Source organism: Actinophytocola oryzae (assembly GCF_004364325.1).
GTDB classification, from domain to species: Bacteria; Actinomycetota; Actinomycetes; order Mycobacteriales; family Pseudonocardiaceae; genus Actinophytocola; species Actinophytocola oryzae.
Window position 1 is genome coordinate 266,487 of the sequence record NZ_SOCP01000002.1, and the last position, 13,922, is coordinate 280,408.

The 13,922-nt window shown below is 71.7% G+C and carries 7 protein-coding genes; all 7 read left to right on the forward strand.

The features are described from left to right. Nucleotides 1-4: 4 nt before the first annotated feature. Nucleotides 5-1,141 (forward strand): acyl-CoA dehydrogenase family protein, encoded by a 1,137-nt coding sequence (locus CLV71_RS04980; protein WP_133901408.1) that lies wholly within the window; start codon nt 5-7, stop codon nt 1,139-1,141. Next, nucleotides 1,142-2,206 carry an HAD-IIIC family phosphatase gene (locus tag CLV71_RS04985; protein ID WP_133901409.1) on the forward strand — a complete coding sequence of 355 codons (1,065 nt, stop codon included), beginning with the start codon at nt 1,142-1,144 and terminating at the stop codon, nt 2,204-2,206. Then, a complete protein-coding gene (locus CLV71_RS04990; protein ID WP_133901410.1) occupies nt 2,203-2,898 on the forward strand; it encodes a hypothetical protein in 696 nt (231 codons plus the stop codon). Before CLV71_RS04985 ends, CLV71_RS04990 begins: the two co-directional genes overlap by 4 nt. Continuing rightward, nucleotides 2,895-3,653, forward strand: a complete 759-nt coding sequence (locus tag CLV71_RS04995; protein ID WP_133901411.1) for a thioesterase II family protein — start codon at nt 2,895-2,897, stop codon at nt 3,651-3,653. Before CLV71_RS04990 ends, CLV71_RS04995 begins: the two co-directional genes overlap by 4 nt. Nucleotides 3,654-3,716: 63 nt before the next feature. Next, nucleotides 3,717-5,099 carry an MFS transporter gene (locus CLV71_RS05000; RefSeq protein ID WP_133901412.1) on the forward strand — a complete coding sequence of 461 codons (1,383 nt, stop codon included), beginning with the start codon at nt 3,717-3,719 and terminating at the stop codon, nt 5,097-5,099. Then, nucleotides 5,083-6,330 (forward strand): ATP-grasp domain-containing protein, encoded by a 1,248-nt coding sequence (locus tag CLV71_RS05005; RefSeq protein ID WP_133901413.1) that lies wholly within the window; start codon nt 5,083-5,085, stop codon nt 6,328-6,330. Before CLV71_RS05000 ends, CLV71_RS05005 begins: the two co-directional genes overlap by 17 nt. Nucleotides 6,331-6,458: 128 nt before the next feature. Next, a complete protein-coding gene (locus tag CLV71_RS05010; RefSeq protein ID WP_208297392.1) occupies nt 6,459-13,751 on the forward strand; it encodes a type I polyketide synthase in 7,293 nt (2,430 codons plus the stop codon). Nucleotides 13,752-13,922: the final 171 nt, after the last annotated feature.

Consider the following 13,922-nt stretch of genomic DNA (forward strand, 5'->3'; position numbering starts at 1 on the left):
CACCATGAGCACCGTCGCCGGCCTCGAGCCGGACGCCGTTCTCGCGAGCGTGCGCGCCTTCGTCGACACGGAGGTCGCGCCGCACGCGGAGGAGTGGGACCAGGCAGAGCGGCTCCCACGGTCCGTTCTGGACCGCATCGGCGAGCTGGGCCTGTGGGCGCCGTTCCTGCCCGTCGAGGTCGGCGGCGCCGGACTGGACATGGTCACGCTCGGCCGCATCCACGAAGAGGTCGCCAGGGGCTGCTCCGGTCTGCGGAGCATGCTGACGGTGCACGGCATGGTGTCCTGGGCCGTCGGCCGCTGGGGCACCGACGTCCAGCAGGAGCGGTGGCTGCCGCACCTGATCAAGGGTGAGAAGTTCGGCGTGTTCGCACTGTCCGAACCGGACTGCGGCAGCGACGCCTCCGCCGACGGCACCCTCGCCGAGCAGGACGGTACCGACTGGGTCATCAACGGCCACAAGACGTGGATCACCGGCGGGCAGGTCGCCGACCTCCTGCTGGTGTTCGCACGCACCGGCCCGGGGATGAGCGCGTTCCTGGTCCCGAGCGACGCCGAGGGCGTCGAGATCACGCCGATCCCGAACATGATGGGCATCCGGTCCAGCATGGCCGCGGACATCGTGCTGCGGGACGTGCGCGTCGACGCCGACGCACTGCTCGGCCCCCAGGGCTGGGCGGCGGGCACGATCATGACGGGTGCGCTCGACCTCGGCCGCTACAGCGTGGCGTGCGGTTCCGTCGGGATCATCCAGGCCTGCCTGGACGCCTGCGTGTCCTACACGTCGAAACGCTCCGTCAAGGACGGTCGGCTGCGGGACCTGCAGCTGATCCGCCGCAAGATCAGCGACATGGTCACCAACGTCCGCGCCGCCAGGATGCTCTGCGAGCACGCCGGACGGCTCAAGGACAGCGGTGACCCGGCCATGATCATGGCCGCGTGGGTGGCGAAGTACCACGCGTCCACGGCCGCCGTCGCGGCGGCCAACGACGCGGTGCAGATCCACGGCGCCAACGGGTGCAGCCCGTACTACCCCGTGGCCCGCATGTACCGCGACTCGAAGATCATGGAGATCATCGAGGGCAGCACCGAACTGCAGCAGACCACCATCGCAGAAGAAGCCTACCGGGAGGTGGCGTGAATGACCGTCGACGTGGCAGCCGGACGCGCCGAGATCCTCGCCAAGCGGGGAAAGATCAAGTGCGTCGTCTGGGACCTGGACAACACGCTGTGGGACGGTGTCCTACTCGAGGGCGGCGCGGTCACCGTCCGTCCTGAGGTCGTCGCGGAGATCAAGCGGCTCGACGAGATCGGCATCCTGCACTCGATCGCGAGCAAGAACGACCACGACGCGGCGATCGCGCGCCTGAAGGAAGCCGGGATCGAGGAGTACTTCCTCTACCCGCAGATCAACTGGAACCCCAAGTCCTCCTCGATCGAGGCGATCGCCAAGGCCATCAACATCGGCATCGACGCGCTCGCGTTCGTCGACGACCAGCCGTTCGAGCGCGAGGAGGTGGCCCACGCCCACCCGGACGTCGTCACCGTCGACGCACTGGAGCTGGACGTGCTCAAGAACCCGGCGTTCGAGCCGAGGTTCGTCACCGACGAGTCCAGGCAGCGCAGGCACATGTACCGCGGGGACGCGGCACGCAACCAGATCGAGCAGGAGTACTCGGGCACCAGCGACGAGTTCCTCGCCACGCTGGGCATGAAGTTCACCATCCGCCACGCCGAGGTCGACGACCTGCGCCGCGCGGAGGAGCTGACGGTGCGCACCAACCAGCTGAACTCCACCGGCCGCACGTACTCCTACGAGGAGCTCGACGCGCTGCGCCAGTCCGACGACCACGTGCTGCTGGTCGCCTCGCTCACCGACAAGTACGGCACCTACGGCACGATCGGCCTCGCACTGGCCGAACGCGGCCGGCCCGCGTGGCACCTGCACATGATGCTGATGTCCTGCCGGGTGATGGCTCGCGGCGTCGGCACCGTACTGCTCAACTACATCATGTCGCTCGCGAAGGCGGACGGCGCGAAGCTGCGTGCCGACTTCGTGGAGACCGGCCGGAACCGGGTCATGTACGTGACCTATGCCTTCGCAGGCTTCACCGAGGTCGAACGGGACGGCTCGCACCTGGTGTTCGAGTCGGACCTGTCCACCATCCAGGGGTGGCCGGAGTACCTGTCGGTGGAACTCCCGTGAACGTGCGGGAGTGGCTGACGCGTCCGCCACCGTCACTCGACGAGCTGCACCCCAACGCGACCAGGGCCACGCTCCAGGCCCTGTCCGTCGCGGTGCCGAGGATGCTGCGCAGCACCGTGCTCACGGCCGTGACCTTCCTCGTCGGCTCGGCGCTGTTCGGCGTCGTGGTCGGCGCCGTGCTCGCGATCGTCCTGGTCGGCGCGATCTTCGTCATGGACCGCCGGGCCGGCCGGGCCGGTTTCGTCGCGGCGCTGGTCCTGGTGTTCGTCGCCGTGTCAGCCGCGGTCGCGGTGATCTCCCGCAGCCTGCCGCTGTTCTTCCTGCCCGCGGCTGCCGTGGACATCGTGATGGCACTGGTCCTGCTGGGCACCGTCCTCGCGGGCAAACCGCTGTTCGCCGCGGCGACGCCCGACTTCCTGACCCTCCCGGAGAGACTGTCGGCCAACGAGCAGCAGGTCTCCGGTGCGGTACGGATGACCCTGGTGGGCAGCGGGTACTTCGTCGCACGCGGGTTGTTGCGGCTGGCGGCGTTCTTCTGGCTACCGACACCGTGGTTCATCGCGGTGTCCATCGCCGGCGAGATCATCTGCGACGTCTCGCTCGCCTTCGTCGGGGTGCGGGTGAACATCATCCGACTGCGCGAGGTCGACCTCGAGCTCGCCCGGCAGCCGACGACGGAGGCGCGGTTATGACAACCCCATCGCCCGCGGCGAGGAGCCGGTGGCTGCCGTTCGGCACGCCGTCGGCGGACGAGCCGAGGTTGTTCCTCTTCCCGCACGCGGGCGCCAGCGCCGCCGCCTTCGCCTCCTGGCAGCGGCTCGCGGGCGACGGGATCGCGGTGTGCCCGGTGCAACCACCCGGTCGCGCGGAGCGCTTCCGCGAGACGGCCCACCGGGAGGTCGGTCCGTTCGTGGACGACCTGCTCGGCGAGCTCGGCGACCAGTTCACCGGGAACTACGTCCTGTTCGGACACAGCATGGGCGCACTCGTCGCGTTCGAGCTGACGAGGCGGCTGCGTGCGTCGGGTGCCCAGCTGCCCGCGCACCTGTTCGTGTCGGGCAGGCCGGCCCCGCAGCTGCCCGAGGTCCGGACCCCGCTGCGCGACCAGCCGGTGGACCAGCTGGTCCAGTCGCTGCGCCGCATCGGCGGCACCCCCGACCTGCTGCTGAACGACCGGGAGCTGCTGGACGCGTTCCTTCCCCTGCTGCGGGCCGACTTCTCGGTCAACGAGACGTACCGGTACACCGACGAGGAGCCGTTGCGGATCCCGCTGACCGCGTTCGGCGGGGAACGGGACCCGAGGGCAGGCGCGCCGGAGATCAAGGAGTGGGCAGCACAGACCAGCGTCCAGTTCGAACACCGGATCTTCCCCGGTGGGCACTTCTTCACCGACCAGTACGCAGGCGAGCTCGTCGAGACGATGCGGACGGCCCTCGTGAACAGCTAGGGCAGAGCGCATCGCCGATGACGACCGTTCGGCTCGATGACACAAAGTTGGGGGACCTGACCGATGGCAATCGTGCAGCCGGTCGAGAAAACACCGATCATGGGCGGCCGTGAACCGTCCGTACCCGGAGCTGATGTCCGACGTGCCTGGTACGCCTACGACTGGGCGAACTCGGTGTTCTCCACCTGCGTCACCTCGACCTTCTTCGGCCCCTACCTGACGGGGATCGTGAAGGACGCGGCGGACGCCGACGGCTTCGTCCACCCGCTCGGTCTCGCCGTGCGGGCGGCGTCGTTCTACCCGTTCCTCACCGCGCTGTCGCTGATCCTGCAGGTGCTCGTGCTGCCGTGGGCCGCGGCCCTGGCCCACCGCCTGCCGAGGAACCGGCTGCTCGGTGCCTTCGCCGTGTTCGGCGCGGTCGCCACCGTGGGGCTCTCGCTGGTGTCGCACCTCAGCTATCTGGCCGGTGGTCTGCTGTTCGTGTTGGCGACACTGGCACTCGGCGCCTCGGTCGTCGTCTACGACACCTACCTGCCGGAGATCGCCGCACCCGCCGAACGGGCCGCCGTGTCCTCACGCGGCTCGGCGGCCGGCTACCTCGGCACCGTGGTCGTCATGGTGCTGAGCCTCGGCCTGCTGATGGCGCACGAACCACTCGGGCTGTCCGAGGACACGGCGGTGGCGCTCTGCCTCCTGCTGGCCGGTCTGTGGTGGGCCGGGTTCACGCTCATCCCGGTCAGACGCCTGCCCGCGACACCGGTCGCCACCGCGGCGGTCGAGAAGCCTGGCCTGCGCGGGTTCCGCCGGATCGTCGTCGAGTTGGTCCGGCGCCGCGACCAGCGCAGGGCCGCGCTGTTCCTGCTGGCGTTCTTCCTGTACAACAACGCGATCCTCGTGATCAGCAGCCAGGGCACCACGTTCGTCACCGAGGAGCTGGACGTCTCCGACGACATGCTGGTGATCGGCGTGCTCATGGTCAGCGTGGTCGCGGTGGCGGGCACGACCATCGCCGGGCGCCTGGCCGGCAGGTTCGGTGCGCCCGTCGTCCTGTTGGCGAGCCTCGCGGTGTGGGTGCTGGTGATCGGTCTCCAGGTGACCGTGCAGCCGGGCGCCATCGCGACCCTGGTCCTCATCGGCATCCTGGTCGGTCTGGTGAACGGCTGCTGTTACGCGTTGTCGCGTGCGGTGTTCGCGAACCTGACGCCTGCCGACCGGTCCGCGGAGTACTTCAGCCTGTTCGAGATCGTGAACCGCAGCCTCGGTGCCTTCGGGGTGCTCGTGTTCGGGATGGTCGTGCAGATCACCGGGAACTACCGGGTCGCGATCGGCTCGATGGCCGTCTTCTTCGCCGTCGGCGCGTTGCTCCTGGTCGCGGTCGGTCTTCGTGTGGTCGGTGTCGGGGAAACCGTTGCGGCGGGAGGGGACAGAGATGGTCACGCGGGCTGAGCCGCCGCTTCGGGTGCTGCTGACCGAGTCGGTCAGCGCGTCGGCCCGCGAGGCGGTGACCGTGCTGACCAGGCGCGGCCACAAGGTCGGGGTGCTGGAACCGAAGCGCGACGGCCTCCTGTCGGTCTCCCGCCGGGTCAGCTGGCGGCACCCGGTGCCCGCGTTCGGCGCCGACCCGCTGGGGTACCTCGAGGCACTGCGCACCGTGTTGCGGGACAACGAGTACGACGTCGTCCTGCCCATCCACGAGCAGGTCGCCGTGGTGTCGCGGTACCCGGAACGGTTGACGGAATTCGGGGTCGGGTTCGCGGCACCGCCGTTCGAGTCCCTCGCCAGGGTCCAGAACAAGGCAGAAGCCGTGCGCGTGCTCGACAAGCTGGGCATCCCGCAACCACCCACCGAACTGGTCGGCTCGGCCGACGAGCTGCGTGCGACGACCGGCTTCCCCTGCTATGTCAAGCTTCCCGTGGCGACCGGCAGTCGCGGCGTGTGGTGTGTGGAGAGCAGGGAAGCGCTGGCCGAGGTGGCCGAGCGCCCCGAGGTGGCCGACACCTTCGCACGGGGCTGGCCGGTTCTGGTGCAGCAGCCGGTCGACGGCCGGTTCGTCATGATGGCCACGGTCTTCGACCACGGCCGGCTGGTGGCCGCGCACGCCGCGCTGCGGGTGCACGAGGGCGTACAGGGCAGCGCGGCGGCCAAGGAGTCCGTGGACCTGCCGGAACTGCGGGCCGACCTCGCCGCGCTCGGCGCGGAACTTCGTTGGCACGGCGCGCTTTCCGTGGACGCCATCATCGACGCGGACGGGACCGCCCGGCTGATCGACATCAACCCCCGGCTGGTCGAGCCGGTCAACGCGGAGCTGGCGGGTGCCGACCTCATCGGCAGCTACCTCGCGGTGTCCACAGGCGAGTCACCAGGACTCTCGCCGGTCGGACGGGTCGGGACGCGGACCCACATGGTGCTGATGGCCCTGCTGCGCCACGGCGAGATCGGCGGCAACCGCCGGGACGTGCTCGCCGAGCTGTGGCACGTCGTCACCAGGGGCGGTCGCTATGCCGGCAGCAGGGAGGAACTGCTGCCCGCTGCATGGGATCCGCCCGCGGGGTTGCCGAACATCCTCGTCAGCGCGTTGATGTTGGCCAACCCGAAGTGGTGGAACAAGGTCGCCAAGCCGTCGCAGTCGACCGTGACGCTCAGCCCCGACGCCTGGGAGCTGCTCGGCGTCTCGTGAGTCGGCGGACAGTTACCCGGAGATGGGCGCCGCGTAGAAGTCCATGACACGTCCACCTGCCCGTTCTCGGGCATAGTGGACATACTGATGGACCGTTCCGGTCCGTGTTCTGACATGAGGTGTTCGACGTGCTTCGTACCGAACTGATCCGGCCGTTGCCCGAGCTGCTCGTGGCGCACGCCGAACACCGTGCGGACACGGTCGCGTTCGCCGACAGCGGGCGCGCGGTGACCTACGGCGAGCTGGCCAGGCGCACCGAACGGCTCGCCGGGCACCTCGCAGACCTGGACCTGTACCAGGGCGACCGGGTGGTGATCTGCCTCGACGACGGCGTGGACCTCGTGGAGAGCTGTCTCGGTGTGCTGCGCGCGGGCGGGATCGGCGTGCCGGTCGGTCCATTATGGACCGACGACGAGCTGGCGCACGTCCTGGCGGACAGTGCCGCGGACCTCGTGGTCACCGACGCGGCCCACCTCGACCGGTTCGCCGCGCTCGCGGCGGACAACCCGTACCTGCGGGTCGTGCTCACCGGCGTGGACCGGGTGCCGGAGACCGCACCCGAGGGCACCGTCTCCTTCACCGAGCTGGTGGCGACCGACGCCGAGAGTCCCGCCCGCGACGATCTCGAACTGGACGACCTCGCCTTCCTGACCTACACGCAGGGCACCACCGGGCGACCGAAGGGTGTGCTCACGAGCCAGCGCAACGCGTTGTGGCCCGTCGCCGCCTGCTACGTGCCGGTACTCGGCCTTTCCGCCGAGGACCGGGTCGTGAGCACACTGCCGCTGTTCGACCACGGTGGACACCACCTGTGCGTGCTCGGGGTGACCGCCATCGGCGCCACGGCAAGGATCGCGACCGCCGAGGACCTGCCCGCGGTGCTCGCCGACGAGCCGGGCGCGGTCCTGGCCGCCACCCCCGCGACCCACGCCGAGCTGGTGGCGACCTCGGCGGGTGCCGTGTCACCGAGGCTGGGTCTCGTACTCGGTGAGGCAGGCACCGAGGACCTGAGGCAGTCCTTCGCGGCCGCCTTCGGCGTGCCGCTGCTCGACACCTACGCCACGGCGGAGACCTGCGGCCCGATCGCCGCCAACTGGCCGACCGGTGCGCGGGTCGGCACCTCGTGCGGGGTCCCGGTGCCCGGGTTGAACGTGCGCCTCGTGGACCCCGGGACCGGAGCCGACGTCGGTGCCGGTGTCGTCGGCGAGGTGTGGGTGAACGGCCCGAACGTGATGGCGGGCGGCTACCACAACCTGCCGGAGCAGACCGCCGCCGTCCTGCGTGACGGCTGGTACCGCACCGGCGACCTGGCCCGCCGCGACGAGTACGGCTACCTCACCATCACCGGCCGCCGCCAGGACGTGATCGTCAGCGACGGCGAGAACCTGTACCCCGAACCGATCGAGGACGTCCTGCGTGGCGTTCCCGGCGTGGTGGACGCGGCCGTGGTCGGCGTGCCGAACACCCGCCACGGCGCGGTGCCGGTGGGCTTCGTCGTTCCCGCCGAGGACGGCCCCGACCCCGACCAGCTGGCCGCCGCCTGCCGCGACCGCCTGCGAGAGGTCCAGCTGCCGCAGGAGATCCACGCGATCGACCCGTTGCCGAGGACCGGGTTCGGCAGGCTGCGCCGCCACGCGTTGCTCGACGGCGCCACCCGTCCGCTCGTCGCGCTCGCCCGGCCCGCCGACGCCGCCGAACACCGCACCGGTGAGGAGGAGCAGGCCCTCGACGCGCTGCGCGAGCGCCTGTCCGGCCTGCCGGTGACCGAGCAGGAAGGCGTGCTGCTCGACCTGGTGCGGGCCGGGGTGGTGGACACCGGCATGCCGGGTGGGTTCGACGCCGATCGCGCGTTCCGGGACGCGGGCTTCACCTCGCTGACGGCCGTGGACCTGCGCAACCGCCTGAACGTGGTCACCGGTCTGCGTCTGCCGGTGACGACGGTGTTCGACTACCCGACCCCGCGTGCGCTCGCGAGCTACCTCCGCGCGGAGCTGTTCGGCCACCCGGCGGCCGGGGACGCGGACACGGCGACACCGGCCGGGACACGGGACGCCGACGACGACCGGATCGCGATCGTGGGCATGGCATGCCGCCTGCCGGGCGGCATCGCGTCGCCTGCCGACCTGTGGCGGGTCGTCGAAGGCGAACTGGACGTGATCGGCGAGTTCCCCACCGACCGGGGCTGGGACATCGACGGCGTGTTCGACCCGGACCCCGAGCGGTCGGGCCGCAGCTACGTGCGGCACGGCGGTTTCCTCGCCGACGCCGCCGGGTTCGACGCCGGGTTCTTCGGGATCTCGCCGCGTGAGGCGCTGGCGATGGACCCACAGCAACGCCTGATGCTGGAAACCTCCTGGGAGGCGCTGGAGCACGCCGGGATCGCCCCGACGTCGTTGCGCGGCAGCCAGACCGGGGTGTTCTCCGGTGTCGTGGCACAGGACTACGGCGCGGGCACGAAACCGGAGGCCGTGGAGGGTCACTGGCTGACCGGCATGGCGTCGAGCGTGGCGTCCGGCCGCGTGTCCTACGTGCTCGGGCTCGAAGGCCCGTCGCTCACCGTCGACACGGCGTGTTCGTCGTCCCTCGTGGCACTGCACCTCGCGGTGGCCGCTCTGCGGCGCGGCGAGTGCTCACTGGCGCTGGCGGGCGGCACGACCGTGATCGCCACGCCGGACGTGTTCGTGGAGTTCTCGCGACAGCGCGGTCTCGCGCCGGACGGTCGCAGCAAGTCCTTCTCCGCCGACGCCGACGGCACGTCGTGGGCGGAGGGTGCCGGCGTGCTCGTGGTGGAGCGGTTGTCGGACGCCAGGCGCAACGGACACCGGATCCTCGCCGTGGTGCGGGGGAGCGCCGTGAACCAGGACGGCGCGTCGAACGGCCTGACCGCCCCCAACGGACCCTCGCAGCAGCGGGTGATCCGCGCCGCACTCGCCGACGCCGGACTGTCCACACTGGACGTCGACGCCGTCGAGGCGCACGGGACCGGCACCAGGCTGGGCGACCCCATCGAGGCGCAGGCGATCATCGCGACCTACGGCCAGGACCGGCCCGAGGACCGGCCGCTGTGGCTCGGTTCGCTGAAGTCCAACATCGGGCACCCGCAGGCCGCGGCGGGCGTCGCCGGTGTGATCAAGATGGTCGAGGCCATGCGGCACGGCGTGCTGCCGAAGACACTGCACCTGGACGAGCCCACACCGAAGGTCGACTGGGCCGCGGGCTCGGTCGAGCTGCTGACCGAGGCCCGTGACTGGCCACGCGCGGACACCCCGCGCCGGGCAGGCGTGTCCTCGTTCGGCATGAGCGGCACGAACGCGCACGTGGTGCTCGAGGAGGCCCCCGAGGACGCCGCGGCACGAACGGTCGACGCGTCCGCGCCGGTGGTGCCGTGGGTGCTCTCCGCGCGCTCCGAGGAGGCGCTCGCGGCGCAGGCCGCACGACTGCGGGACTTCGTCGACGCCGACCGGGACCTCGCCCTGGCGGACGTCGGCTTCTCCCTCGCCACCACGCGTGCGTTGCTCGACCACCGCGCGATGGTCACGGCCGGGGACCGGGACGGGTTCCTGAGCGGACTGACCGCGCTGGCGACCGGAGAGCCTGCGGCCGGGGTCGTCACCGGACTGGGTGCCGCCGGCGGCAAGGTCGCCTGGGTGTTCCCCGGCCAGGGCGGCCAGTGGGTGGGCATGGCGGCGGAGCTGCTGGAGTCGTCGCCGGTGTTCGCCTTGGCGATGTCGGGGTGTGTCGCCGCGCTGGAGCCGCATGTGGAGTGGGCGGTGTGGCCGGTTCTGCGTGGTGAGGCGGACGCGGAGTCGTTGGAGCGGGTCGATGTCGTGCAGCCCGTGTTGTGGGCGGTGATGGTGTCGCTCGCCGCTCTGTGGCGCTCCTGCGGGGTGCTGCCTGCCGCGGTGGTCGGGCACTCACAGGGCGAGATCGCGGCGGCGTGTGTGGCCGGTGCGCTGAGCCTGGCCGACGGCGCACGCGTGGTCGCGTTGCGCAGCAGGGCGATCACGGCGTTGTCGGGGCTCGGTGGCATGGTGTCGGTGTCACTGCCTGCCGCCGAGGTCGAGGAGCTGCTGTCCAGGTGGGACGGTGTCGTGAGCGTGGCGGCGGTGAACGGGCCCGCGTCGGTGGTGGTGTCCGGCGCGGTCGACGCACTGGAGGAACTGCTCGCCGACTGCGAGGCCCGCGGCGTCCGCGCGAGGCGGATCCCCGTGGACTACGCGTCGCACTCCCACTACGTCGAGCGGATCCGCGAGGACATCCTCTCGAGCCTCGCCGGGCTCTCCCCGGTCACGTCACGCGTGACGTTCTGCTCCACGGTGACGGGCGAGCCGATCGACACCGCGGCACTCGACGCCGAGTACTGGTACCGCAACCTGCGTGGCACGGTCCGGTTCGCCGAGACGGTCGACGCGTTGCTGGCCGACGGCTACGCGCACTTCGTCGAGGTGAGCCCGCACCCGGTGCTGGTCACCGCCATCCAGGACTCCCTGGAGCGCGCCGGGACCACCGGAAGCGCCGTCGGCACGCTGCGCCGCGACGAGGGCGGTCTCGACCGCTTCCTCACCTCGGTCGGCCAGGCGCACTGCGCGGGGGTCGACGTGGACTGGTCCGCGTCGTTCACCGGTGCGCGCACGGTCGACCTGCCCACCTACGCCTTCCAGCACGAGCGGTACTGGCTCACCGGCAGTGGCGGCGGCGTCGACGCGACCTCGCTCGGCCAGACCGCCGTCGACCACCCGCTGCTGACCGCGGAGGTCAGGTGGCCGGACACCAGCGGGGTGGTGGTCACCGGGCGGCTGTCGCGGAGCACCCACCCCTGGCTGGTGGACCACGCGGTCGACGGCACCGTGATCGTCCCCGGCGCGGCGCTGGTGGAGCTGGCGCTGCTGGCCGGTGACCAGGTCGGCTGCGGCCACCTGGACGAGCTGCTCGTGACGTCCCCGATGATCCTGCCGGACGGCGACGCACTGAGCCTGCACGTCGTGGTCGGCGCACCCGAGGACGACGAGCGTGCCGTGACGATCTACAGCCGCGACGGGTCCGCCCCCGCCGACGCACCGTGGCACCAGCACGCCGGCGGCACCCTCACGACCCGGGAGCCGCAGGGGAGCGCGGACCTGGCCGTCTGGCCGCCCGCCGGCGCGGAGCCCGTCGACCTCGACGGGTTCTACGACGAGCTGACGACCGCCGGTTTCGGCTACGGCCCGGCCTTCCAGGGCCTGCGGCGCGCGTGGCGGCGCGACGGGGAGATCTTCGCCGAGGCCGTGCTGCCGGAGAGCCTCGCGGGCGAGGCGGCGCGGTACGGCCTGCACCCGGCGCTGCTCGACGCCGCACTGCACGGGCTGCTCGTCGACCGGTCGAGCACCGAGGTGCGGTTGCCGTTCAGCTGGTCGGGCGTGGCACTGCACGCGACCGGCGCGACCTCCGTACGCGTGCACCTCACCCGGGGCGCCACGGACAGTGTCACAGCGCGGCTGGCCGACCCCACCGGTGCGCCGGTGGCCACGATCGAAGGCCTGACACTGCGGCCTCTCGCGGCAGGCGCCCTCACCGCCGGGCGGGCGGCGGACGCCCTGTTCAGTCTGGAGTGGACACCGGCCGCGGGCGAGCAGGGCACGGTCCGGGCCGCGTCGCTCGGCACGGACACCCTCGGCCTCGGCGAGTCCTACACCGACCTCGCGGCGCTCGCGGACGCGACCTCGATACCCGGGGTGGTGGTCCACACCGTGGCGCCGGGAACCGGGGCGTCGGCCGAGGCCGTGCGGACGCTGACCGGCGACACCCTGGCGCTGCTGCAGGACTGGCTGTCGGAGGAGCGGCTGGCCGACTCCCGGCTGGTGCTCGTCACCACCGGCGCGGTCGCCGTCGAACCGGGACAGGACGCGGACCTGGCAGGCGCCGCCGTGTGGGGCCTCGTGCGCACCGCGCAGACCGAGCACGCCGACCGGTTCACCCTGGTCGACGTCGACGACCACGCCGACACCCGCGCCGCCCTCCCCGCCGTGCTGGCCGCCCAGGAGCCGCAGCTCGCCGTCCGCGCCGGGCACGTGCTCGTGCCGAGGCTGGCGCGTGCCACGGTCCTGGACGACGACACGTCCATGGTGGACCCCGACGGCACGGTCCTGATCACCGGCGGCACCGGTGTGCTGGGTGGCGCGCTGGCGCGGCACCTGGTGACCAACCACGGCGTGCGGCACCTGGTGCTGACCAGTCGCCGCGGCGTGGCGGCGGAGGGCGCCTTCGACCTGCTCGAGGAGCTGACCGCGCTGGGTGCGGACGTCACGGTCGCCGCGTGCGACACGGCGGACCGGGCCGCACTGGCCGAGCTGCTCGCCGACCTCACGCACCCCCTGACCGGTGTGGTGCACGCGGCGGGTGTCCTGGACGACGCGACGGTCGGTTCGCTGACCCCACAGCAGCTGGACGCGGTACTGCGGCCGAAGGTGGACGCCGCGGTGCACCTGCACGAGCTGACCAGGACCCTGGACCTACGGCTGTTCGCGATGTTCTCGTCGGCGGCAGGGGTGCTCGGCACGCCGGGCCAGGCGAACTACGCCGCGGCCAACGCGGCGCTGGACGCGCTCGCGCAGCACCGGCACGCGCACGGCCTGCCGGCCACGGCTCTCGCGTGGGGCATGTGGGCGCAGGCGACGGGCATGACCGCACACCTCGACGAGACCGACCGCGAGCGTTTGCGCAGGGCCGGGACGCTGTCACTGTCCACTGCGGAGGGCATGGCGCTGTTCGACACCGCGACCCGCCTCGGCACGGCGACGGTGGTGCCGATCAAGCTCGACCTGGCCGCGTTGCGGGAACAGGCACGCACCACCCCGGTGCCGGCCGTCCTGCGTGGGCTCGTACGGGTCCGCCGCGCGGCGGGGTCCGTGGACCCGGGCCAGGCCGGGGCACTGCGCGACCGCCTGGCGGCGCTGCCGGCGGACGGCAGGGAGCAGGCCGTGCTCGACCTGGTCGGCACGCAGGTCGCCGTGGTGCTCGGGCACACGACCACCAGGGCCGTCTCGCCGGACCGCGCGTTCAGCGAACTCGGTTTCGACTCGCTCACCGCGGTGGACCTGCGCAACAGGCTGAACGCGGCGACCGGGATGCGCCTGCCTGCGACGCTCGTGTTCGACTACCCGACCCCCGGTGCGTTGGTGAGACACCTCTGCGCGAGTCTGGTGCCGGAGGAGCAGCAGGCGCCCGAGGACGGGCAGGCGCCCAGCGAGGCGGAGATCCGCCGGGCACTGGCGACGGTCCCGATAGCGTCTCTCGAGGCGGCCGGGGTCATCGACATCGTGCTCCGCCTGTCCCGCACCGGCGAGCCGGCACCGGTCGAGGAACCGAAGCCCGAGGCCGCGATCGACGAGATGGACGTGGCCAGCCTGCTGCTGCACGCACGGAACCTGCGCCGCACCGCCTGAGCACCTCAGGGCAGGGCCGCCACCGGCGGCCTTGCCCTGACCCACTGACTCCGGGTGTGCCCGGTCTCCCCCCAGTGCACTGAAGGCGTCCTTCGTAACGCCCAGCGTTATGAAGGCGTCCTTCGTAACGCTGGCGTTAGGAAGGCGTCCTTCAGAACGGCCGGTGCACTG

What these genes read in the sequence shown, in the direction of transcription:
- CLV71_RS05000 (WP_133901412.1), top strand. Translation starts at nt 3,717, where the DNA reads ATGGCAATCGTGCAGCCGGTCGAGAAAACACCGATCATGGGCGGCCGT.
- CLV71_RS05005 (WP_133901413.1), top strand. Translation starts at nt 5,083, where the DNA reads ATGGTCACGCGGGCTGAGCCGCCGCTTCGGGTGCTGCTGACCGAGTCG.
- CLV71_RS04980 (WP_133901408.1), top strand. Translation starts at nt 5, where the DNA reads ATGAGCACCGTCGCCGGCCTCGAGCCGGACGCCGTTCTCGCGAGCGTG.
- CLV71_RS04985 (WP_133901409.1), top strand. Translation starts at nt 1,142, where the DNA reads ATGACCGTCGACGTGGCAGCCGGACGCGCCGAGATCCTCGCCAAGCGG.
- CLV71_RS04995 (WP_133901411.1), top strand. Translation starts at nt 2,895, where the DNA reads ATGACAACCCCATCGCCCGCGGCGAGGAGCCGGTGGCTGCCGTTCGGC.